The sequence below is a fragment of the Brevibacillus fluminis genome (genome assembly GCF_052072235.1).
GTDB classification, from domain to species: domain Bacteria; phylum Bacillota; class Bacilli; order Brevibacillales; family Brevibacillaceae; genus Brevibacillus_D; species Brevibacillus_D fluminis_A.
Genome location: NZ_CM125436.1, coordinates 2,428,700 through 2,449,522, shown reverse-complemented (window position 1 = coordinate 2,449,522; position 20,823 = coordinate 2,428,700). Strand labels below are relative to the sequence as shown.

Sequence of the window (20,823 nt, the reverse complement as noted above, 5' to 3'; positions counted from 1 at the left end):
GCAAACGCCGGCGTGGACATGCACAGGCAGCTGCTTTTTGGATTTTTTTGTTTTCCTTGATCAGGCGAACACCTGAACGCGCTGTAATGGCAAAAAGATCGCGACCGCGGTCCCTTTTCCTACCTCGCTTTTGATTTCGATCCGCCCTTGATGGTTTTGGATAATTTTATAACTGACCATAAGTCCAAGCCCTGTTCCTTTTTCCTTCGTGGTATAAAACGGCTCGCCAATATAACGCAGTCTCTCTTCCGAAATGCCGCATCCGTTGTCGCTGATGGTAATCTGCAGCACCCCGTCCTCCCACTCCCGCGACTCAATCCGGATTTCTCCTCCCTGCGGCATGGAATCGATGGCGTTTTTCATGATGTTAATGAACACTTGCTTCAGGCTGTTTTCCTCGCACATGACCAGCATGCCTTCCGTTTCAAGCGCATGCTTGACGGTGATATTGTGAAGCAGGCAATCCGGCTCCAGCAGCAGAACGATCTGCTGCAAAATGCCGTGAATGTCTTTGCTGACAAAGCTTGCGACAGTGGGCTTGGCCAAGACCAAAAACTCGCCTACAATCGCGTTGATCCGATTGATTTCCGACAGCATGATGTCCGTGTAAATGCGATTTTCCCGTCCCTGCTGCTTTTGCATGAGCTGCACGAAGCCGCGAAGGGAGGTAAGCGGATTGCGGATCTCATGGGCAATCCCCGCTGCCAATTCCCCCAAGACCGCGAGTTTTTCGGACTTGATCAAAAGCTCTTCGTTCAGGCGCAAATTGGTGATGTCCTCGGCGATGCCCACAATGCGGTGCAAGACGCCATCCACATAGACAGGATACCCGCGGTCCTTGATCCAGCGAACTGTGCCATCTGTCCGGATGATCCGGTATTCATGGTCGAAGTAGCCGGTCTGCATATCATCCTGCGCCCGGATGATGCGTTCGCGGTCTTCAGGGTGGATCACCTTGAACATTTGGGCCGGATCGCGAAAAAACTCTTCGCGGGAAAACCCCCATACCCGCTCATAGGCAGGACTCAAGTAGAGAAACTTTTTTGTGGCCGGGTCTACGATCCAGAACACTTCCTCGATATGCTCCGCGATTTGGCGAAACCGTTCTTCACTCTCGTTTAACGCCTGCATCGTCTTTTTTAACATGGTGATATCGACGCACGACGAAATGACTTCCACGACCTCGCCGTTTTTGATGACCGGGCGCAGCGTGGCCAAATAGACGACATCGTTGGAGCAGCCTTCATAGACGACATCCTCTTCGCCGTCCCATGCGCGCTGGTAATACGTTTCTTTCTTTTTCGCCATGTCCTCGGGATAAAAATCGCGCAGCTCTTTTCCCACGACTGCTTCCGGAGTCAGCCCCAGCTTATGCAGCAATCTGCCGTCACAGAGCGTATGAATGAACCTCCCGTCCACTTTCACGAACTTGAACGTCATCCCTTGCTGCTGGCGCAAGATATTGGTATAGTCTTCCTTCGTCACTTCCAGCACAGCCTTCGTCTTCAGGTAAGCCAGTGACTGCTCCGCGCTCATAAGCGGACAGGCGGACGTTTGATTTTCGAAAAAGCGGGGGTATCTTTTTTTCCCCCACCCGATCAGCCCGATAGCCAAAACTGTGACGAAAAGCATGACCAGAAATTCGATGACATACGCGATTGCCTTGTTCTTTACTCCATCTACGGATGAAATAAAAAAGCTGACGGAATGAATGGAAGCAACATATGCGAGCAGAACAAGCAATGGTACGAAGTATGCCTTTATCTTCATAAACTGCCCCCAGTATAAGAGAATATAGTCCTACATATTCTCAGTAAACTTTTGAACTCCTGTTACATCTATTGAAATGTTGCGTATATTCCCACTCCTGCGAAAATTGAAGGAAACGTTTCCAGTTGTGACGAGAACACCGTTTCCATGTTCAGGGCATTGCGGAAGCAGCAAAGAGTAACGGCGACGAAACAACCGTAAGAATGGATGTGCACGGGGGGCATGCTGGATCTGAATCAAGCAAGAAGAAGCATACAGGGGGCTATTTGCACAATGGGCAGCAAGAGCCTGATATGGCCGATATGGTTGAACGAATGCGAGCAGGATTTGACACTTTTGCTGTCGAATCCTGCACTTATTGCCAGAAAGTTAGCTTACATTGGAAAGTGGGAATGATGATGCCACGTTCACCTCGCTCTTTATTCATCACCATGTCAATTACCACTATCGTTCTTCTTCTCGGGTATGCGTATCTGGAAACGTTTCATGGACACAGCACCATGTGGGATCTCCCCCGCTTTCACTTTTATGTGATTTCGCCAACACTTCTTGCCTTGGCCATCAGTGCCGTTGCCGTTGGCTGGACGGGGATTCGCCTTCGGGATATGAATGTGCTCATGCTGGCATTGGCGCTCTTATCGCTTAACGGTTTTTTTCTCATTCACGCCCTTTCGACCCCCGGGTTCATTATTGCTGATCAATGCCACTTGGCGGGTGTTTCCTCACAAATCGCGATGACGACGTGCGCAGTCTGGATTTTTCTCTCGTCCCTCTCATCAGACCACGCTTTGATCCGCATCGTGTCGAAGCATCGGAGAAGGATTGTCGTTGGTTGGGTAATCGTGATCATCCTGACGAATAGCGCAGCTCTTCTTGATCCCGACTTGTCCAACTTCATTCCCATCGATTTTGCGCCATTGAATTATCTCCTGGCGTTTCTCACGGTCTTCCTGTATCTTTGGGCCGCAAAGCGATACTTTCAGCAATTTCGGTTAGTCAAATTTCCTTTGCATGCGGCGATCGTATTTGGTTCCGTTCTGCTTTCCATCACAGAATGCGTCATGGTCACAACCATGATGTGGACGTTGGCCTGGTGGCTGTATCATGTAGTCCTCGCAGCGTCGGCCTTGATGCTGTTGTACGGTATTATCGCGCAGTATCGATCGAACCTGTCTGTAACGCAACCATTTCATCAGGTGAACGGGTATCCCTCTTTGGATCACCTCCGCATTCGCATCTCCCGCAGCATGCATAATCTGATTGCCGCCACGGAAACCAAAGATGCCTATACGGCCGGTCACAATTACCGTGTAGCCATGTACGGTTTGCAACTGGCCCAGGCCATGAACCTGAACGCCGAACAATTGCGAGCCCTGGTTCGGGGCGGTCTCATTCACGATGTAGGGAAAATACAGATTCCTACCGAGATTCTGAATAAACCGGGAAAGCTGGATCAGGACGAGAGAAAAGTGATCGAGCAACATCCTGTAATCGCTTACGAGATGTGCAAATATATTGGCTTCATGAGCGAAGAGCTGTCCGTCATCCGGCACCATCACGAAAAATGGGACGGGACGGGGTATCCGGACAAGCTGAAAGGCACAGAAATCTCACTGCTCGCCAGAATTCTTGCCATTGCGGACGTGTACGATGCGTTGACCTCGCAACGATCCTATCGCGAGCCATGGTCTCAGGAACGCGCGCTGCAAGTGATCGTTGAGGGCAGCGGCACCCACTTTGATCCCGAATGCGTCTTTGCTTTTGTTCAACTCTGCAACAGAGGTGAACTGGTTGTTCCGGCGTCCATGCCATCCTGATGTACAAGCGTTGGCCTGGCAGCAGTCTTAACTGTACAAAAAAAAAATCAGCCAGAAAACGTCTGGCTGACTGCAGCAATACGAGATTGGGTGAATGACTTGTCATTCGCCCTTTTGCTTACGTTGTTTCGGTCAATTCGCGCAAAACCGCCCGCACAGGGCTTCCGTCTGCCTGCGTCAATGGCAGCGGCAGCGCGATCAGCTCATACTCTCCGGCGTCAATGTGGTCGAGCACGATCCCTTCCAGGATGTGAACGCCATGTTCGGCCAACGCGTGGTGCGCAAGCAATTCCTTGCTATCGAGCGGATCAACCGACGGCAGATCGAGGCCCAGAAGCCGCACCCCTTTTGCCGCCAGGTACGCTGCAAGCTCTGGCTCGACCGGCGGAATCTGCTTGGGAAAAACCGACCTGTCCGGCCAAGCGCCCGTACGCACGAGCAGCCGCGTGACTCCTTCCAGATCGACACCTTCCAACGATGCGATACCGATCGATCGGCAGTCATGAAGATGAATGACGCGCGCCGCTCCGACGTACAGCTCCGGGTCAAGGTCGATCACCCGTTTCCCTTCGCTGTCAAAATGATAAGGCGCATCGATATGGGTACCGATATGCGTGCTCATGGTGATCTTCCCTACGTTGACCGAGCCGCTCTCGGCTTTGGTCCACGCCAGAGAATAGGTGAACGGCGTATCTCCCGGCCACCCGGCTGTCCGGTTGTCAAGACGCTGGGAGATGTCAAGCAAACGTCCCATTGAGAAAGCCCTCCTTACAATTGTGTCCGCAGGCTCCACAGCTCGGGGAAAAAGCGATGATCCAGCGCGCGGCGCAAATAGCCGACGCCAGATGAGCCTCCCGTCCCCGGCTTTTGCCCGATGATCCGCTCTACCGTGGTCATATGGTTAAAGCGCCACTGCTGCTGCTGGCTCGCGATATCGACCAGCTTTTCCGCCAGTTCGTACAAGTCCCAATATTGGTTCACATCACGATACACCGTCAGCCATGCGTTCTCGACGCTTTCATTCGCCACATATGGCTCTGCCCAATCCCGGTTGAGGCACACGTCATCGACGGGAAGCCCGCGCTCGGCCATCGCCTTGATCGCGGCGTCGTAAATGCTCGGCGCTTCCAGCGTCCGCTTGAGCAGCCCGTGCAGTTCCGGCTGATGCTCATACACGGCCAGCACGTGGCTGTTTTTATATCCGAGCGTAAATTCGATCAGCCGGTTTTGGTACGATTGAAAGCCGGAGGAATGGCCCAGCTTGTGGCGGAACTGCATATACTCCGCTGGCGTCAGCGTGGACAGCACATCCCACGATTTGATCAATTGCTGCTGAATCCGCGATACGCGGGAAAACATTTTGAAGGCTGGCTCCAGCTGTCCCGCCTGAATGGAAGCCATCGCGGCGGACAGCTCATGCAAAATCTGTTTCATCCACAGCTCGCTCACCTGGTGGATGATGATGAACAGCATTTCATCATGATGGTCCGACAATCGGGTCTGGCTGGACAGCACTTTGTCCAATTGCAAATAATCGCCGTAGGTCATGTCCTGCTTGAAATCGGTATGAATCGTCTGTTCAAGCTGGCCCTGTCCGCTCGCGTGCTTTTGTTGATCGGATGGATTCGTCATTTTGTCCGTGCTCCCTTCGCGTTTGGCGCTTATGCAACGACATTGCGCTGATTTTCAAATTTTTCGTACTGCCGCTCCGCCATGATCGCCTTTAGCCGCTGCACCACTTCCCACACGTCGGTGAAGCTGGAGTAAAGGGCGACGGGCGCCAAACGGATCATATTGGGCGCACGGAAATCCGGAATCACTTTGTTTTCCTTTAGCGCTTTGCAAATGCGGGCCGCTTCCGGATGCTCCAGACCGACGTGTCCGCCGCGGCGTTTTTCGTCTGTCGGATTGCCGATCGTAAAGCCGAAGCCGTCCAGCTCGTGGGCGATCAAATCCATCAAATAGGTGGTGAGCAGCAACGATTTGCGGCGAATCCGCTCGATTCCCGCCTCAGCAAAGATCGAAAGCGAACCGAGAAGCGGCGCTGCGCTCAGCACGTGCGGCGTGCCGATCTGGTATGCCCCCGCAGTCTCGGCTGGCGTCATCTGATGCTCCAGATCGAATTGCTTCGATTTGTCTGATCCGAACCAGCCCGCCAAGCCGGGAAGCGTGCCGAAATGCTTCCGGTTCACATACAAGCCGCCGACGGCACCCGGCCCGCCGTTCAGATGCTTATAATTGCACCAGTAGGCAAAATCGACATCCCATTCATCGAATGCGTGCGGAATTGCCCCGACGGAATGGCAGCCGTCAAAACCGATGAGGATGCCGCGGGCATGAGCCTCCGCCGTCAGCCGCTCCATGTCGAGAATTTGACCGCTGCGATACAGGATCGTCGGCAGCACGACCATCGCGACTTCATCCGTCATGGCGGCGATGATGTCCTCCTCGTCGAGGAATCGGCCATCACGGCTTGCCACACGGATCAGATGCTCCTCTGGCGAATACCCGTGAATTCGCAGCTGGCTTTGCAGCGCATAAATGTCGGACGGGAAGTTCAGCTCGTCCGCTACGATTTTGGTCCGCTTTCCTTCAGGCTGGTAAAAGGTCGCCACCAGCTGATGCAGGTTGACGGTTGTCGAACCGGTTACGATCACCTGATCCGGCTCTGCGCCGACCAGCGGTGCGACAAGCGCGCCCAATCGCTCCGACAGCGTATACCACGGATGCTGTCCTGCAGTCCAGCCATCGATGGCGTGCTCGCGCCAATCTTGCAGCGATTCGAGCACGGCCTGCTCGGCGCGTTTGGACAAAAGGCCAAGGGAATTTCCATCCATATAAATCATCGACGGGTTTACATAAAACTCGTTGCGGTAAACCGCAAGCTCATCGTGCTCATCCAGCTGTACGGCGAGCGAGCGCTCGGGTGAAAAGGAATACGTACGCATACGACCTCCTGCAATATGAATTGGTGGGCAACTGTCAGTTGCTTGGCAACTATCCGTTGCTGGGCAAAGCGGACTGATTCTTTCATTCTAATAGGAAAACGCTTTCTTGTTAATGCTTCTTCGGAAAAAACATGACATCGCGTCGTACTTTTTTTATTTGCTGCAGACCGAAGCGAGCAAGGCAACCCCCATTCGCGTCCGTGCCGCTTGGGGATTGCCTTGCTGATGAAAAAGATTCGTACTTCCCTTATTTCTGTTCCCAACCGCTCCAAAACCGGGAATTGCGGATGAACCACACCGCCGCAATGCCAAACAACAAGACAACCGTTTCCGCAACCCAAATGTTGAAGTCACCTTTATATCCTTGGTAGAGTCCCGGGACAAAATTAATCAAGCCATGCAAGAGAATGGCAATGAGAACAAATTCCTTTCGCCGCGTATTCACTGCATGCAATACGATGAGCGACAACGCGATTTGGATGAAAATCGCCGGAATTCGTTCGAAGCCGGCCAATAGAAATTCATAGGATGACATCGAAAGCAGCTGATCCTGGAGAGCGGCAGCCATGTTCGCAGGCATACTTGAGCCGACTGTCGACAGGAACCTGCCTTCCTGAATCAACATCGCGAATACAAATGATTGGACGGAAGAAATCGCACCGATAAAAATGGCTTCGATCCCACCGTGGCCAAGTCCATAAGCCAGGCCGTCTTTTCGCTCCCGATTTGATTTCAGCAGCCAGCGAAAACCGATATATCGCCCCGCTTCCTCAAAGATTCCAGCAGCCAATGCCCCATATACCGCGAACATAACCGGATGATTTTGCATGCCAGGATTCCCCTGAAGAACGACCAGATGCAGCACTTTTTCAAAAACCTGTGTAAAAATCAGAAAGATTGCCGCTCCAACCCATACAGGCCGCATGCGAAATCTTTCTCTTTTGCGCATATACAAAAACAACCCAAGCGGAAACAGGATCGAGATCAAACCTTGCATCACGATGCTGACCAGCGTGGCGCTTGCAATCATATCGCCATCCCCCCTTCATTTTCAAAATTCATGATCTGCGCTTGAATATCATGTAGGAGTAAATGAAAGGCACGAAAACGATACATGCCAGCGTCCCGAAAAAAATCATGATGGACAAGGGATCTGGCAAAAACGTGGAGACGAGAATGACCAAGCCGCCGACCATCATCAACGGTCCACCCATTCGATGCGTTTTGCGCCAGTTTTCCTCATCAAGCAAGGCCCACGGTGTGCGAAACCCCATAAAATAGTTCGGTTTACTGATGCCAAGGTAATTTCCGGTAACAAGAAACAGGATTCCGATCGCAATGAACACGATTCGGCGAATATCCATCGTGTACCCAAGGTTGTAGAGGAGAATGGACCATTCCGCGATCGCCATAATGAGCGCAATACAATACCGGCTTACTTGAATGGAGAATGCAAACTTCGCGTCGTTACTTTTTTGCCCGCGCATCCTTTTGGCGAATGGAAGCAAAAATGGTACAAACCCAAGCAGGACGAAAAGGAGAATGGTCGTTTGTTTGGTTGAGGTACCATTCACTTCGTTATTGATGCCAAAATGGGTAGCCATCGTATCGGGTAACTCATTATAGAACACGACCGCACCGATGATCGATGATAAAACAATCAAAACTAACAGTATTTCTCTGACCAGCGTCCTCATCTGTTTTCCTCCTGATCTTGTTTGCCTAAAATGCTGAACATCCAGCCTAAAACATCTTCCATCACCGTCGTATGTAACGAATAAACGATGTTTTGTCCTTTTCGTTCATCACTGACCAGTCCAGCTTGTTTTAACAAACTCAAATGATGTGAAATGCTTGGCTTGCTGATTTGAAAATGCTCTGCAATTTCACCGGCAGTCAAATTCTGATCACGCAGCAGTTTTATGATTTGACGACGTGTTGGATCGGCCAGCGCTTTGAACGCGTCATTCACTTGACTCGCCTCCATGGTCCTATTAGATATTTAGAAAATCATCTAAATATCTAACTACAATGTACCTCTTGCCCGTTCCTCCTGTCAATCGTTTTTCATCACGACTTTCGTTTGATCCCCCATTCACCTTTTCGCCCATGGGCGCATATCCTGCATCAAACTCTAGTCGAGGAGGAACCAGCATGAAAAGATGGCTCTCGCTTTCGCTCGCCATCGGCCTCGGTACCATGGCGCTTCTCTCCGGATGCGCATCGCAGACGCCCGCCAAAATCCGGATCGGAGAAGTAACGCGTTCGCTCTTTTACGCGCCGCAATATGTGGCGCTGTCCAAAGGCTTTTTCAAGGATGCAGGTCTGGATGTCGAGCTGACCACAACGTCCGGCGGCGACAAAACGATGACCGCTCTGCTCTCTGACGGTATCGATGTCGCATTGGTCGGAGCGGAAACGAGCATTTACGTCAATCAGCAGGGAGCGCAGGACCCCGTCATCAATTTCGCCCAGCTCACCAATACGGATGGCACCTTCCTGGTCTCCCGGAACAAGGTCGACAACTTCTCCTGGGATCAGCTGAAAGGCAAGGTCTTTCTCGGTCAGCGCAAAGGCGGGATGCCGCAAATGGCCGGAGAATTCGTCTTGAAAAAACACAGTATCGACCCGCATAAAGATTTGAATCTGATCCAAAACATCGAATTCCAAAACATTGCGACGGCGTTCGCTTCCGGCACCGGCGAATATGTGCAGCTGTTTGAGCCAACCGCGTCGCAGATGGAGAAAGAAGGCATCGGCCACGTGGTCGCCTCGTTTGGCAAGGAGAGCGGCAGCGTTCCGTACACCGATTACATGGCGAAGCAAAGCTACCTGGAGAAAAACAAAGAGTCGATCCAAAAGTTCACCAGCGCCATTTACAAGGCACAGCAATGGGTCGCCACCCATACGCCAAAGGAAACGGCAGAAGCGATCGCTCCGTTCTTCCCGAATATCGATGCCGCTATCCTGGAAAGCTCGGTGAAGCGTTATCTGGAACAAGGCTCCTACGCAGCCGACCCGATTTTGAAGGAGGACGCGTGGAACAATCTGCAAGCCATCATGGAGTCAGCAGGTGAACTGAAACAGCGCGCCGATTACGCCAAATTGGTCGATACTTCATTTGCCAAGGCGGCGACAGAAGGGAGATAACCGCTTTGTCAAACCACCGCCCGTCACCATCCAAGATCGAGCTTTGCCAACTGACCCACCTCTATCTGTCTGACAAAGCTAGCTTCCTGGCTGTCAAAGAGATCGACTTGCGGGTAGCGGAGGGGGAATTCGTCTGTCTGGTCGGCCCGAGCGGCTGCGGCAAGACGACGCTTTTGTCACTGATTGCCGGATTGGAGCGGCCATCGGCAGGCAGCATCAAAATTGACGGCACCACCATCACCGGAACCAGCCCGCGCATCGGCTACATGCTGCAGCAGGATTACTTGTTCGGCTGGCGGACGATCGAGCAAAACGTCATGCTCGGGCTGGAGATCCAGGGCATTCGCACCAAAGAGTCAGAGGAATACACGCTTCATCTGCTTGCGGAAATGGAGCTGGCTGATTTTCGCCATTCCTACCCTGCACAGCTGTCGGGAGGAATGCGGCAGCGGGTGGCATTGGTCCGCACGCTCGCCTGCAAGCCGGAAATCTTGCTGTTGGATGAACCGTTTTCGGCGCTCGACCACCAGACCAAATTAAAGCTGGAGGATCTGGTAGTCTCGACGCTGCGCCGGCAGCAAAAGACCGCCATTTTGGTGACCCATGACTTGACAGAGGCTGTCGCCATGGCAGATCGCATTTTCATTTTGGCAAAAAATCCGGGCCGGATTCACAAAGAGTTTGTGGTTCCCGAGGAATTGCGATTGGCCCTACCGTTTGCGGCGCGCAACCATGAAAGCTTTTCCGCATTGTTTCACCAGGTCTGGAAAGAGATGGAGGCGATCAACCATGTCCATGAATGACAGCAAACAGGTTGATGCCGGCAAGCTGCACGCTGACTATTTGCGCCAAAAGCGCATGCAGCGTTGGCTGGTCTTCTTCACCCAGCTGGTGATCCTCGTCCTCTTCCTCGGAGGCTGGGAATGGCTTTCGCGGACCAATCGCATCAATGTGTTGATTTTTAGCGCACCGTCCAAAATATGGCAGCTGTTCGTCGATCAGCTGACCAATGGCACCCTCCTGCCGCACGTCACCGCAACCGTGATCGAGACGGTCATCGGCTTTGTGCTCGGGACGCTGCTCGGCACCCTGCTTGCGACATTGATCTGGTGGTCACCGTTTCTATCCCGCGTGCTTGATCCGTATCTGGTCGTTGCCAACAGCATGCCAAAGGTCGCAATCGGCCCGCTCTTTATCGTCGGCTTTGGCCCGGGCTACCTGTCGATCATCGCCATGGGCGCGACGATTTCCGTGGTCATCACGACGATTGTGATCTACACCAGCTTTCGCGAGGTCAATCCCAACTACATCAAGGTGATGCAGACGCTGGGCGCCGACAAAAAGCAAATTTTCCGCATGGCGATCCTGCCTGCCACGATTCCCACCATCGTCTCGACGCTGAAGGTCAACGTAGGGCTTTCGTGGGTCGGGGTCATCGTCGGAGAGTTTCTCGTCTCGCAGAAAGGCTTGGGCTACTTGATCATCTACGGCTTCCAGGTGTTCAATTTCACCCTCGTCCTGATGAGCCTGGGTGTCATCGCCATCGTCGCCACGCTGATGTACCAGGCGGTTGCCTATTTGGAAAAAAAAATTAACCGGCCCGTTTAAATAGAGGAGCAAGACAGAAAGAAACCAGCCTGCTGCAAGGCTGGTTTCTTCACGTTTGTTCGCTGCTGCATACTCGCATTCAGCGCCGTACCTAGACGATAACCCCTTCCTCCCGCAATCGCGCCACCTCGCACTCACCCATTCCAAGCTCCCGCAGCACCTCGTCGGTATGCTCCCCCAGCCTCGCGCCGATATGCCGATACTGTGCCGTATGGACCGATGATTTGATCGGGCTTGCGATCTGTTTTTGCATTCGTCCGTCCGGCATGGGCACATCGGCAATCATCCCCCGCGCCACCAGCTGCGGGTGCCCGCACGCTTCCGAAAACGAAAGCACGGGCTCCACGCACGCCGGAACGGCAGCAAACACCTCCTGCCATTCCGCAAAATTTTTGCTGCGAAAAATGTCCCGCAATGCCGCAGCGAACAGCCGACTGCCGTCCGGCGAGTCATCGAGAGCCGCTGCCAGCAAATCCGGCCTGCCAAGCGCCTCGCACAACACCTTGCGAAACGGCGGTTCGAAGCTGCCAACCGAAAAATAACGACCGTCTTTCGTTTGGTAAAAATCGTAAAAACTGCCTCCGTTGAGCATCGTCGCCTCAGGCAACGGCTCGATCCCGCAGGTCAGCGCGCCGGGCCCAAACATCGCATGCAAGGCAAAACAGCCGTCGGTCATGCTGATGTCCAAATGCTGACCTTCGCCAGTCCGATCCCGATAAATCACGGCTGCCAGCATCGCGACCGCCGCTTGCAACGCGCCTCCTGCCAAATCGCCCACCTGAACCCCGAGCAAGCTGGGGCCGCTTTCGTTTCGTCCCGAATAACCCATCACTCCGCTCATCGCCAAAAAATTGATGTCATGCCCGGGCCTGTCGCGATACGGCCCGGTTTGTCCGAATCCGGTCAGCGAACAATAGATCAGCCTGGGGTTTTCCCGTTTCAGCTGCTCGTAGCCGACTCCCAGTCGCTCCATCACGCCCGGGCGGAATTGCTCCAGAACGATGTCGTACTCCCGAACGAGACGCTTGACCAGCTCGACTGCCTGCGGCTTTTTCAGGTCAAGGGAGAGCGACCGTTTGGAGCGGTTCAGGTGAGCGTGCACGGCAGACGTTTCACCGTCCATCGGCGGGAAATGTCGAATCTCGTCGGTGCGCACATGGGATTCTACACGCAAAATATCTGCCCCAAGGTCGGCCAGCATCATCGAAGCGTACGGGCCGGGGAGCAGACAGGAAAAATCAAGGATTTTGAGTCCGGTTAGCAGTGCCATTTTCGTACATCTCCTTTCCTGACATGCTTATTGGTTTTTTGCAACTTGTATACCAGCAACGGAGGCAGGATAACGGCTTGGTGAATGTGGCGGGACTGTTTGCTTTTGGGACGGCTTGTCGTACGAGGTGTTTGGTTTTCGGACGGTTTTTTCAGTAACACAAAAACAGCCTGGGACATGTTTCCCAGGCTGTTTTTCGTTTCTTTCAAGTTGCCAGCTTAATGCGTTTACTCCGCAAACACGGGCTGCTCACCCTCGCGCTTCTCCTTTTTCTTGAACAGGAGTGCGAGCGGAAAGATGCAGAGAATGAAGGTCGCGAAGATGAGGAAGACGTCGCCGAATGACCAGGCAGCCGCTTGCGCCATCACTTGGCCGTTCATCATGCTGAGCGTGGCGGCAGGTACGGCGCTCGTGTCCCCGGCTGTCGCGAGCAGTCCTGTCGTCGATTGCTGCATCGCCCCCCAGCTTGGCGAAAACAGGCTCAAGTCTTCTGCCATCCGGTGCAAATGAAAAAACTGGCGGTTTTCCAGCAAGACGGTCGTCAGCGCGATGCCGATGGAGCCCGCTACGTTTCGCACCAGCGTGCTCATTGTGGACGCGGCGCCCGCTTTCATCGGCGGCACCGCTGCCACCCCTGCCGTATTGATCGGCATGAAGGACAGACCCATGCCGAGCCCGCGAATGACCATGTAAAAGCTGATCAGGCTGTCCGGCGTATCCGTCGACAGCGTATGCAGCTGGTACGTACTGAATAAAATCAGCGGTATCCCGACCAAAATCAGCGGCCGTGCGCCAACCTTGTCGTACAGCCGGCCGGATAGCGCCATCGAAAAGCCCATCGCCAGCGCTTGCGGCATCATGACCAGACCGGTCTGAATCGCGGAATAGCCGCGCAGCGATTGCAGGTAGATCGGCAGCAAAATGACCGCGGCGATCATGGAAATGAACAGCCCGCAGCCAAGCAGCACGCTGTAGGAAAACTCCTTGTGCAAAAAGATGCGCATGTCGAGAAGCGGCTCGGGATGGTTCAATTCCACGATGATCAACAGCGCAAGCGCAATGGTCGCCGAGAACAGCAGCATGACGATCTCATACGATGTCCACCCCCAGCTCTCCCCTTCCGCCAATGCCAACAGAAACAAAAAGGCGCTGCCTGATCCAAGGATGAAGCCCCACAGATCGAATTTGCCCATTTTCCGCGTCGGCGTTTCCGGCAGGACAAAATGGGTGAGAAAGACGCTGATGATCCCGATCGGCACATTGATCATAAACAGCCAGCGCCAGCTGTAGTGCTCGACGATCAAGCCGCCGAGCGTCGGGCCGATCGACGGAGCGACCGCCATGGAGAGGCCGAACAGTCCCATCGCCGCGCCCATTTTTTGTTTCGGAATAAAGCGGAACATCATCGCCATCCCGACCGGCATGATCAGTCCCCCGCCGATGCCTTGAATGACGCGGAATACGATGAGCGACGGGTTGTTCCAGGCGAGCCCGCACAAAAGCGAACCGATCGTGAAGCTGGCCATCGCCCATACATAGGTGGTCCGGTAGCCGAAGCGATCGCCCAGGTACGAGGTGATCGGGATGATCGCCCCTGACACGAGCATGTAGGCGGTCAACACCCATTCGATCTGCTTCGTATCGACGCTGAACAATACCATCAGCTTGGGCAAGGCGACGTTTAAGATGGATGAGTCGAGCAATGCCATAAAGGTTCCCATTACAATGATCAGTGTAATGGTCATGACGCCGGGGAGCTTTTTTTCCTCAGAAGAGCCCATTGGAATCCCCCCCTACTTTGATTTTGACCGAGGTGTGCGTGCCGGGGATGAGCCGTGCCCCCTGCACCTGGATGCGAATCGGCACGAGCTGATCCTCGCGCGGTGTCTGCCGCGGCGGGGTGAGCGAGATAATCGGCCACACTTCGTTTTCCGTCACGTGCTCGATCATGGAAACGATGCCGGGATACACGCTGCCGCCTGCACTGTCGAGTGTGACGTCAACGGTTTGACCGACGCGGATGCGCGTCGCTTCCTGCTCCGTCAGCCTTGCCTGCACGTATGCGGTGCCGAGATCGGCGATTGCCAGCAAATTTTGCCCGTTCGTCACGACCTCCCCTTCATGGGCGCCGATGCGCAGCACTCGCCCGCCGACCGGCGCCACCAACGGCAGCCGCGCGCCATTTCCTTGCGCAGACTGCACGAAGCCGATGACCTCGTTTGCCTTCACTTCCTGATTTTCGCGAATGTCAAAAGATTGCAGCCGGCCGGTACCCGGAGCTTTGATGACAGCCAGATCGACCATTGTCCGCGAATCATCCGTCACGATATAGTTTTGCTGCTGGTACCGGTAATACCAGGAGATGAGCGCGCTCCCGACCAGGTAGAAAGCGATCAGCATGATGATCAGCCGCTTGGCTTTCATAGCGTCAACCCCTTGTGGTGATATCAACCGTGGTATTCATCCCCGGCAGCAGCCGCAGCCCTTGGTTATCCAAAATTTTAATTTTGATCGGAATCCGCTGTGTCACCTTGATGAAGTTGCCTGACGCATTGGAAGTCGGCAAGAGCGAATACGTGCTGTCCGCCGCAAGCCCGATCTGCTCAACCACGCCCCTAAGCTCTGCGTTCGGGAACGCATCGACATGCAGCGAGACGGTATCGCCGACCGCAACGCGCTCGATCTTGGTCTCATCGATGCGCGCAGACACGTACAACTCATCCATGTTGGCGAGCAAAAAGACGCGCTGGCCCGGGGCCACGTTTTCCCCCACCGTAACGAATTCCTTCAAGATCATGCCGGCAGCCGGCGCTTTGACCAATGCAGCGTCACGCGTGGTCAGCGAAGTGTTTTTCTCATCCAGCCGCGCCAGCGTTTCGCCTGCTTCCACCGTATCGCCTTCCTTGATGCGGACTTCGGTGACGCGCCCGGCGATTTCCGGACTGACTTTGACCAGCGCGCCGTCGATGCGAGCATCATCGGTTGTAATATGGTTCATCGAATCGACATAGGCTTTCACGCCGTAGCCGCCGCCGCCGAGAACGACGAGGAGGAGGACCAATAAGCCGATCTTCTTCTTCATTTGCCGCCCTCCTTCTTCTCCCAGAGGACTTCAACCGGGTCGCCATCCTTCACCTGATCCTGGCCGACGACGATCAGCTTTTCGCCTGCTTTCAACCCTTCAAGAATCTGGACGTTCGCCCCGTCAGACGTGCCGGTAATGACCGGATGGGCAATCGCCTTGGTGCCATCGGTCACCATGACGATCCGTTCGCTGCCCCGCTTGACGATCGCGTCACGCGGGACGGCAATGGTTGCATCTGCTGCATCGGGCAACGTGATCTCTGCGTACATGCCGGATTTCCATTGGTTCGGATCGCCCGGCAGGCTCAATTTCACCGGATATTCCTTGCTCGCGGGATTGGCGATCGGCGAAATCGTCAACACTTTGGCATCAAACGGCTGGGAGGACACTTGCTCGATGCGCACCTTGAGCGTCTGGCCCACTTTGATCGAATTGATTTGCTCCTCCGGAATCGACGCTTCGACCGCAGGCTGGCGGCTCACGATCGTCAGCAGCGTGGAGCTGGTCGAAACCGTTTCACCGGGCTGAATGTTTTTGGCAGCGATTTTTCCCGTCAAAGGACTGACAATGATGGCATTGGAAATATTTAAACGGGCGCTGTCAACCGTCGCTTTCGCAGCCGCCACCGCCGCCTGCAGGTTCGCGAGCGTTTCTTTCGTCGCCCCTTCATTCGCGAGGCTTTGGTCCTGCAATGCCGCCTGGTACGCGGCCTGCGCCTGCGTATAGGCCAAATTCGCCGCATCGAGCTGGGATTGCGATACTGCCCCGGAAGCCTTCAACGAAACGGTCCGGTCCAAATTGATTTTTGCGTTATCCAAGGTTGCTTTGGCCGACTGTATTTTTTCCTGCAATTGCAGCTTCAGCTGTGTGCGGGTGCCGTTGCGGGAATCGGCCAGCCGTGCCTGCGCACCTTGCAAAGATGCTTGCGCCTGCGCCAGCACCACCTTGTAGTCGCTGTCATCCAAATAGACGAGCGGCTGACCCGCTTTGACTTCCTGCCCCACTTCGCCGGCCACGCGCAAGACACGCCCCGGGATCTTGGACATGACCGCAGATTCCGTGTCGCCCATGACGCGGCCGACAGCCATTTTGGCTTTTTTCAACGTATCCTGGCCGATCGTTTCCACGACAACGCGCTGCACGCCCGGTTTCGCGCTCGCTTCCTGGCTTGCACAGCCTGCTAGCGAAAGTGCCGCGCACAGAGATGCCGCAGTCACCGCCAGCGCGGTTGCGACCGTTTTTCGCTTTTTATGCATGATCACTCTGTTTCCACCTGTCCTCTCCAACCATCTAGCATTGTCCGAACGCTTGCGCGAATGAACTCTTCGTTCAGCTCGGGCACGATCGGAATTTGCAATTGTTCCTTGTGAATAAAACTCGTCAAAAAATGACTGACAAAAATGTTCAGAATGATTTGGGTGTTCGCCCGGCTCATTTCCTTTGTTTCCATCTTCATTTCGACGTATTTGCCCAACGCTTCTCTCGCCTCGACCAGCATCCGCGAAAAAATCTCATGGACCGCTGGGTTTTTCACACATTCCCCGACGAGAATCACCATGAAGTTTTGCTGCTTCCGCCACTTTTCAATCAGGCGGGACGCGATGAAGACAAGCCCATCCTCAAGCGGGAGCTGCTTGACCATCGGGATGATCGACTCCCATTCCGAGCAATAGCCGCGCAGCGCCTCGTCAAAAAGCTCTTCCTTGCTGGAAAAATAATGATAAATGACGCCGACAGTCACATCGCATCGCTTGGCGATCTTCTTGATGCTCGTTCTGTCGTAGCCGTGCTGGCTGATGAGTTCGATGGCCGCATCCTTCAGCATCTGACGCCGATTCACCACCTGGCCTTCTGACAATATGCCACCCCCTTCCGCCTAAATGAACGTTTAGTTAGACTCGGTAATATTGTCACAACGGGTAAATATTGTCAATCTTATAAAATCTTTGTTATTCTTTTACTTCGTTAACATTGCATTTTGTTAATTGATGGGCAAAAAGAAAGAGCCGCACCTGTGTCGGCGCGACTCGTTTGCTTTTTTTACTTCCAGAACTTCCAACGGCTTTTTTTCTGATTGCTGTTCGTTTCTTCCGCGGCCTGCTCCGCTTGCGGCTGGCTTGCGGCTTTGGCCAAAAGCTCCTGCGGCAGTCGTTCCATGAACTGCTCCACCGTATGCTTGTACGGCTCCGCAATCGACTCCTTCATCTCGCAAAGAACGGCAATCGCCTTCTCCCCCTGTTCGGTTGCAAGGAGGGCGTTGGCGTAGTTGAACCCGGTAAACGGATGGGCGAACGTCGGCTTCCAGTATTGCTCCGCGATCTGGATCAGCTGGTATACGTAGCCGGCTTGTCCCAGTTCCCCCGTCACATTCATGATGACTTCTTCACTTTCGCCCGCTTTTTTGATCGCTTCACGGTAGGCTTGCAGGGCGACAAGCAAATTGCCGTCCTCCAGGGTCAAGCGGCCCAGCACCATGTGCGGGCGCCATGCCCCCTCGATTTCCCCGAGTTCCTTCAACCGTTCCAGCAACAGCTCTCGTTGCTCCAGCTCCAAAAAGCTGTGGACGTACAAATCCATCGCAGATTCCTGATTCGGGTCGTACACAAGCCCTTGCTGCAGCGCTTCGAACGCCTTGTTCCCTTCCCCTTCGTAGGCGAGGATTTTGGCGATGTTGGTGAACGCTGCTCCCGATTCCGGATATTTCTCGATGCATTCGATGAGCACTTTTTTCGCCTCATCCAGTTCGCCCGCCTGCATGTGGGCAACCGCGCGGAAGTTCAGCGCAGGCTCGATCCGGCCGTACAGCTCCAGCAGCCGGTCCGCCGCTTTCCCTCCTTGCAGGCCAAAGCCATCGCGCACCAATTCCATCGCAAACTGGCGCAGCATCTCCGGATTGTCCCAGTACAGCTCCAGATTTTGCGGGATGATCTTTTTCTCATACTCTTCGCGCGCAATTTGCACACACTGTCCATGCTCATTGGTAAACTCGATAAAATCAGACATGCGATAGCCTCACTCTCTTCGACCTTTTCCTCTATCCCCAACAAAACCCGCCAGCAACGCCATGCGAGATGGCAGAGCCGCTGATGCCAATCAAAATGTTTGCTTGAATCAAAAATATCTGATCGGCCGCGTATATTCAACAGACTTTTTCAGGCAAGCCTGCAAGTGCCGTCAGATCCACGCTTTCATATTCACTTTGCGGATAAACTCCTCCGGCGATTCTTTGCGCGCTGCCTCATCCCCCTCTTCGGCTGGCTCCTCAATTCCCATCACCTGGCGAAACAGCGCTTCATTGCGCGTCGCAAGCGCATGCTCCAGCAGCGCCTCGCGCGAGATGCGTTCCGCCTCCTGCGCAAGCAACGTCTCCTCCAACGCGATGTCTGACTCGACAATCGCATAATGTTTATCGACTTTCGGCACGCGGATGACCCATTCAAATGCGCTGTCCGGGTTTCGGTCGCGTCCGATGATATATGCATGTTCGCCTATGGGGAGAGATTGCTCAAAGCTGTCAGCCACGATTATCACTCTCTGACCAAGTTTGAACATTCTTGTCAACTCCTCTTGTTTCAACCGTTCTGTCTTGCCTGGAAGTTCAGATTACTTCTACTATACTCATTGTGGCGATCGGTGGAAAGTAAAATGTTTCACAGCTTGTTGACAAGCCGGAAATAGGCTAAACTTCTTACAAGAAGCATATTATGGGAAAACAAATGAGGTGCTAGCAGTGGGGATGTCTACCACTTTTTCTTGGTTTGTGCTGGGCTGGTCCGTGCTCCTGGTGGGCTTGCTTGCCATCGGCGGCTTTTTCATGTTCCGCAAGTTTTTGAAATCCATGCCGAAGCAAGACGGCAAATCCGATCTCGACTGGCAGGATCATTTCATCGAACAGACGCGCGACATGTGGACGGATGAGACGCGAAACCTTCTGGAGGAGTTGATCGAGCCGGTACCGCAAATTTTCCGGGATGCGGCCCGCCGTACAATCGCCGGCAAAATCGGTCAGCTCGCCATCGAGGAACAGGCACGTACGATCACGACCGAGCTGTTGGTCAAAGGGTACATCATGGCAACGCCGAAACGCGACCACAAGTTTTTGATCAAGCGGCTGGAAGAAAAGCAAATCAATTACGAGCCGTTCCAAAAATATTTGAAAGCATAATCTGAAACTTTGTCCGGCATGCCTCGTACTACATAGTACCATTTTCGTCGCCTGAAAGGGGCATTACGCACATGTTGAAATTGCTGCTTATCGTGATGGTTGTCGGTCTGCTTCTTCTGCTCGGCATCATCGCGGTCGTCATTTATGTCGTGAAAAAAGGAGCCCGCTTCATCACGCACGGCGGTACTCGCAAGTTTAGCTCCAGCGATTACAAGTATCGCGGCGGACACGGCTCCTATGGTCACGGCCATTATCGTCACAAGCATTCCAGCCGCAGTTTTTTCAGCAGCTGACATCTTGTTTTTTGCAATAGTTTGGCTGTAGAACAAAAGGGTGTGATGATCACAGATCACACCCTTTTTTCTATGCTCTACTTGCCGGATACGCCGCCGGAAACAAGAAACGCCATCACCTCGGCGGAGTCGGTTTCGATCGGCACAACCCGGTCTGTCGGGAACAGCAGCAGGTTGCCCGCGAAATTGTAGGACTGGGGCAAATAGACCGCCACATGATCGGCAATGCCGAAGCTGTCCATCGACTCCCGCGTGATGAAGCCGATCGCTTTGGCGCTGCCATCGGCGGACAGCGTCACCAGCACCGGCTTGTCAAAGCTTTTTTTGTCCCCGACAAAGGCGCTCATCACGTCTTTGATCGAGGTATAGATCAGCTTGATGAACGGCAGCTTCTCAAACAGCGTGTCGACGAGCGAGAGCAAGCCTTTCGTCAGCACATTCGAAGCCAAAAACCCGATGACCAAAATAACCAGCATGGTAATCAAAAAGCCTACGCCCGGGATCGGCAAGCCAAGCCACCCGTCGACGGTTTCAAACACCTTGTACAGCACGTATATCGTTACCGCGAGCGGTGCGGTGTACAGCAAACCTTGCAAAAAATAACGGACCAATCGTTTCATGCCAGCTCGTTGTCTCCTTACACTTTTTCCTCTTATAGTACCGCATTTTGTCCATTTTCTGCTATGATGGAAAAGGTTGAATTTCCGCACAGATTCC

Annotated in this window: 22 protein-coding genes; 6 read left to right on the top strand and 16 right to left on the bottom strand. The window is 53.8% G+C overall.

All coding sequences use genetic code 11. From position 1 onward, the window contains the following. Positions 1-60: 60 nt before the first annotated feature. Complete coding sequence (locus ACTID9_RS12090) at positions 61-1,770, bottom strand: PAS domain-containing sensor histidine kinase (RefSeq protein ID WP_441071491.1); 1,710 nt, start codon at positions 1,768-1,770, stop codon at positions 61-63. A 293-nt stretch (positions 1,771-2,063) separates the two neighbouring features. On the opposite strand from ACTID9_RS12090, the gene ACTID9_RS12085 reads away from it, so the two are divergent. Further along, complete coding sequence (locus ACTID9_RS12085; protein ID WP_441071490.1) at positions 2,064-3,587, top strand: HD-GYP domain-containing protein; 1,524 nt, start codon at positions 2,064-2,066, stop codon at positions 3,585-3,587. Between the two features lie 118 nt (positions 3,588-3,705). Here ACTID9_RS12085 and kynB read toward each other — a convergent pair whose 3' ends face one another. The 6 genes from kynB to ACTID9_RS12055 form a co-directional block, all read right to left on the bottom strand. Further along, positions 3,706-4,341 (bottom strand): arylformamidase, encoded by a 636-nt coding sequence (gene kynB / locus ACTID9_RS12080; RefSeq protein WP_441071489.1) that lies wholly within the window; start codon positions 4,339-4,341, stop codon positions 3,706-3,708. A gap of 14 nt (positions 4,342-4,355) precedes the next feature. Further along, positions 4,356-5,219: a tryptophan 2,3-dioxygenase gene (gene kynA, locus ACTID9_RS12075; RefSeq protein WP_441071488.1), complete on the bottom strand. Its 864-nt coding sequence runs from the start codon at positions 5,217-5,219 to the stop codon at positions 4,356-4,358. Positions 5,220-5,248: 29 nt separating this feature from the next. Then, positions 5,249-6,535 carry a kynureninase gene (gene kynU / locus ACTID9_RS12070; protein WP_441071487.1) on the bottom strand — a complete coding sequence of 429 codons (1,287 nt, stop codon included), beginning with the start codon at positions 6,533-6,535 and terminating at the stop codon, positions 5,249-5,251. A 247-nt stretch (positions 6,536-6,782) separates the two neighbouring features. Further along, the gene (locus ACTID9_RS12065; RefSeq protein WP_441071486.1) at positions 6,783-7,565 is read right to left on the bottom strand and encodes a YhfC family intramembrane metalloprotease; all 783 of its coding nucleotides are present in this window, start codon (positions 7,563-7,565) and stop codon (positions 6,783-6,785) included. A 28-nt stretch (positions 7,566-7,593) separates the two neighbouring features. After that, the gene (locus ACTID9_RS12060) at positions 7,594-8,232 is read right to left on the bottom strand and encodes an SdpI family protein (protein WP_441071485.1); all 639 of its coding nucleotides are present in this window, start codon (positions 8,230-8,232) and stop codon (positions 7,594-7,596) included. Then, positions 8,229-8,507, bottom strand: a complete 279-nt coding sequence (locus ACTID9_RS12055; protein ID WP_441071484.1) for an autorepressor SdpR family transcription factor — start codon at positions 8,505-8,507, stop codon at positions 8,229-8,231. The genes ACTID9_RS12060 and ACTID9_RS12055 overlap by 4 nt, the downstream gene beginning before the upstream one ends. A gap of 182 nt (positions 8,508-8,689) precedes the next feature. Between ACTID9_RS12055 and ACTID9_RS12050 the strand changes: the two genes are divergently transcribed. Genes ACTID9_RS12050 through ACTID9_RS12040 form a run of 3 tightly spaced genes read left to right on the top strand, consistent with a single transcriptional unit; the run spans position 8,690 to position 11,293 of the window. Beyond that, positions 8,690-9,685 carry an ABC transporter substrate-binding protein gene (locus ACTID9_RS12050; RefSeq protein WP_441071483.1) on the top strand — a complete coding sequence of 332 codons (996 nt, stop codon included), beginning with the start codon at positions 8,690-8,692 and terminating at the stop codon, positions 9,683-9,685. Between the two features lie 5 nt (positions 9,686-9,690). Next, the gene (locus ACTID9_RS12045; RefSeq protein ID WP_441071482.1) at positions 9,691-10,488 is read left to right on the top strand and encodes an ABC transporter ATP-binding protein; all 798 of its coding nucleotides are present in this window, start codon (positions 9,691-9,693) and stop codon (positions 10,486-10,488) included. Between the two features lie 55 nt (positions 10,489-10,543). Beyond that, positions 10,544-11,293 carry an ABC transporter permease gene (locus ACTID9_RS12040; protein WP_441072561.1) on the top strand — a complete coding sequence of 250 codons (750 nt, stop codon included), beginning with the start codon at positions 10,544-10,546 and terminating at the stop codon, positions 11,291-11,293. Positions 11,294-11,384: 91 nt separating this feature from the next. On the opposite strand, the gene ACTID9_RS12035 is transcribed toward ACTID9_RS12040, so the two are convergent. From ACTID9_RS12035 to ACTID9_RS12000, 8 genes are all read right to left on the bottom strand, one after another. Then, positions 11,385-12,563 (bottom strand): CaiB/BaiF CoA transferase family protein, encoded by a 1,179-nt coding sequence (locus ACTID9_RS12035; RefSeq protein ID WP_441071481.1) that lies wholly within the window; start codon positions 12,561-12,563, stop codon positions 11,385-11,387. A gap of 227 nt (positions 12,564-12,790) precedes the next feature. Beyond that, a complete protein-coding gene (locus ACTID9_RS12030; RefSeq protein ID WP_441071480.1) occupies positions 12,791-14,344 on the bottom strand; it encodes a DHA2 family efflux MFS transporter permease subunit in 1,554 nt (517 codons plus the stop codon). Further along, on the bottom strand, positions 14,331-14,987 hold the full coding sequence (locus ACTID9_RS12025) for an HlyD family secretion protein (protein WP_441071479.1): 657 nt from the start codon (positions 14,985-14,987) through the stop codon (positions 14,331-14,333). Before ACTID9_RS12025 ends, ACTID9_RS12030 begins: the two co-directional genes overlap by 14 nt. A gap of 4 nt (positions 14,988-14,991) precedes the next feature. Continuing rightward, positions 14,992-15,645 carry an HlyD family secretion protein gene (locus ACTID9_RS12020; protein WP_441071478.1) on the bottom strand — a complete coding sequence of 218 codons (654 nt, stop codon included), beginning with the start codon at positions 15,643-15,645 and terminating at the stop codon, positions 14,992-14,994. Beyond that, complete coding sequence (locus tag ACTID9_RS12015; RefSeq protein ID WP_441072559.1) at positions 15,642-16,904, bottom strand: efflux RND transporter periplasmic adaptor subunit; 1,263 nt, start codon at positions 16,902-16,904, stop codon at positions 15,642-15,644. Before ACTID9_RS12015 ends, ACTID9_RS12020 begins: the two co-directional genes overlap by 4 nt. A 2-nt stretch (positions 16,905-16,906) precedes the next feature. Then, a complete protein-coding gene (locus ACTID9_RS12010; protein ID WP_441071477.1) occupies positions 16,907-17,506 on the bottom strand; it encodes a TetR/AcrR family transcriptional regulator in 600 nt (199 codons plus the stop codon). Between the two features lie 182 nt (positions 17,507-17,688). Beyond that, positions 17,689-18,651, bottom strand: coding sequence for a tetratricopeptide repeat protein (locus ACTID9_RS12005; RefSeq protein ID WP_441071476.1), 963 nt, complete (start codon positions 18,649-18,651; stop codon positions 17,689-17,691). A gap of 171 nt (positions 18,652-18,822) precedes the next feature. Beyond that, positions 18,823-19,200, bottom strand: coding sequence for an ATPase (locus ACTID9_RS12000; RefSeq protein WP_441071475.1), 378 nt, complete (start codon positions 19,198-19,200; stop codon positions 18,823-18,825). A 184-nt stretch (positions 19,201-19,384) separates the two neighbouring features. On the opposite strand from ACTID9_RS12000, the gene ACTID9_RS11995 reads away from it, so the two are divergent. Then, entirely contained in the window at positions 19,385-19,813 is a 429-nt protein-coding gene (locus tag ACTID9_RS11995; protein ID WP_441071474.1) for a DUF2621 family protein, read from the top strand. Between the two features lie 71 nt (positions 19,814-19,884). Then, complete coding sequence (locus ACTID9_RS11990) at positions 19,885-20,106, top strand: hypothetical protein (protein ID WP_441071473.1); 222 nt, start codon at positions 19,885-19,887, stop codon at positions 20,104-20,106. A gap of 77 nt (positions 20,107-20,183) precedes the next feature. Here the strand turns inward: ACTID9_RS11990 and ACTID9_RS11985 are convergent, their stop codons facing one another. Then, positions 20,184-20,726, bottom strand: a complete 543-nt coding sequence (locus ACTID9_RS11985; protein ID WP_441071472.1) for a DUF502 domain-containing protein — start codon at positions 20,724-20,726, stop codon at positions 20,184-20,186. Positions 20,727-20,823: the final 97 nt, after the last annotated feature.

Excerpts from the sequence above, each read along its gene's own strand:
- ACTID9_RS12020 (WP_441071478.1), bottom strand. The coding sequence starts at position 15,645 with ATGAAGAAGAAGATCGGCTTATTGGTCCTCCTCCTCGTCGTTCTCGGC.
- ACTID9_RS11990 (WP_441071473.1), top strand. The coding sequence starts at position 19,885 with ATGTTGAAATTGCTGCTTATCGTGATGGTTGTCGGTCTGCTTCTTCTG.
- ACTID9_RS12000 (WP_441071475.1), bottom strand. The coding sequence starts at position 19,200 with ATGTTCAAACTTGGTCAGAGAGTGATAATCGTGGCTGACAGCTTTGAG.
- ACTID9_RS12035 (WP_441071481.1), bottom strand. The coding sequence starts at position 12,563 with ATGGCACTGCTAACCGGACTCAAAATCCTTGATTTTTCCTGTCTGCTC.
- ACTID9_RS12050 (WP_441071483.1), top strand. The coding sequence starts at position 8,690 with ATGAAAAGATGGCTCTCGCTTTCGCTCGCCATCGGCCTCGGTACCATG.
- ACTID9_RS11995 (WP_441071474.1), top strand. The coding sequence starts at position 19,385 with ATGTCTACCACTTTTTCTTGGTTTGTGCTGGGCTGGTCCGTGCTCCTG.
- ACTID9_RS12025 (WP_441071479.1), bottom strand. The coding sequence starts at position 14,987 with ATGAAAGCCAAGCGGCTGATCATCATGCTGATCGCTTTCTACCTGGTC.
- ACTID9_RS12030 (WP_441071480.1), bottom strand. The coding sequence starts at position 14,344 with ATGGGCTCTTCTGAGGAAAAAAAGCTCCCCGGCGTCATGACCATTACA.
- kynU (WP_441071487.1), bottom strand. The coding sequence starts at position 6,535 with ATGCGTACGTATTCCTTTTCACCCGAGCGCTCGCTCGCCGTACAGCTG.
- ACTID9_RS12060 (WP_441071485.1), bottom strand. The coding sequence starts at position 8,232 with ATGAGGACGCTGGTCAGAGAAATACTGTTAGTTTTGATTGTTTTATCA.
- ACTID9_RS12090 (WP_441071491.1), bottom strand. The coding sequence starts at position 1,770 with ATGAAGATAAAGGCATACTTCGTACCATTGCTTGTTCTGCTCGCATAT.
- ACTID9_RS11985 (WP_441071472.1), bottom strand. The coding sequence starts at position 20,726 with ATGAAACGATTGGTCCGTTATTTTTTGCAAGGTTTGCTGTACACCGCA.
- ACTID9_RS12040 (WP_441072561.1), top strand. The coding sequence starts at position 10,544 with ATGCAGCGTTGGCTGGTCTTCTTCACCCAGCTGGTGATCCTCGTCCTC.
- ACTID9_RS12015 (WP_441072559.1), bottom strand. The coding sequence starts at position 16,904 with ATGCATAAAAAGCGAAAAACGGTCGCAACCGCGCTGGCGGTGACTGCG.
- kynA (WP_441071488.1), bottom strand. The coding sequence starts at position 5,219 with ATGACGAATCCATCCGATCAACAAAAGCACGCGAGCGGACAGGGCCAG.
- ACTID9_RS12085 (WP_441071490.1), top strand. The coding sequence starts at position 2,064 with ATGGCCGATATGGTTGAACGAATGCGAGCAGGATTTGACACTTTTGCT.
- ACTID9_RS12065 (WP_441071486.1), bottom strand. The coding sequence starts at position 7,565 with ATGATTGCAAGCGCCACGCTGGTCAGCATCGTGATGCAAGGTTTGATC.
- ACTID9_RS12005 (WP_441071476.1), bottom strand. The coding sequence starts at position 18,651 with ATGTCTGATTTTATCGAGTTTACCAATGAGCATGGACAGTGTGTGCAA.
- kynB (WP_441071489.1), bottom strand. The coding sequence starts at position 4,341 with ATGGGACGTTTGCTTGACATCTCCCAGCGTCTTGACAACCGGACAGCC.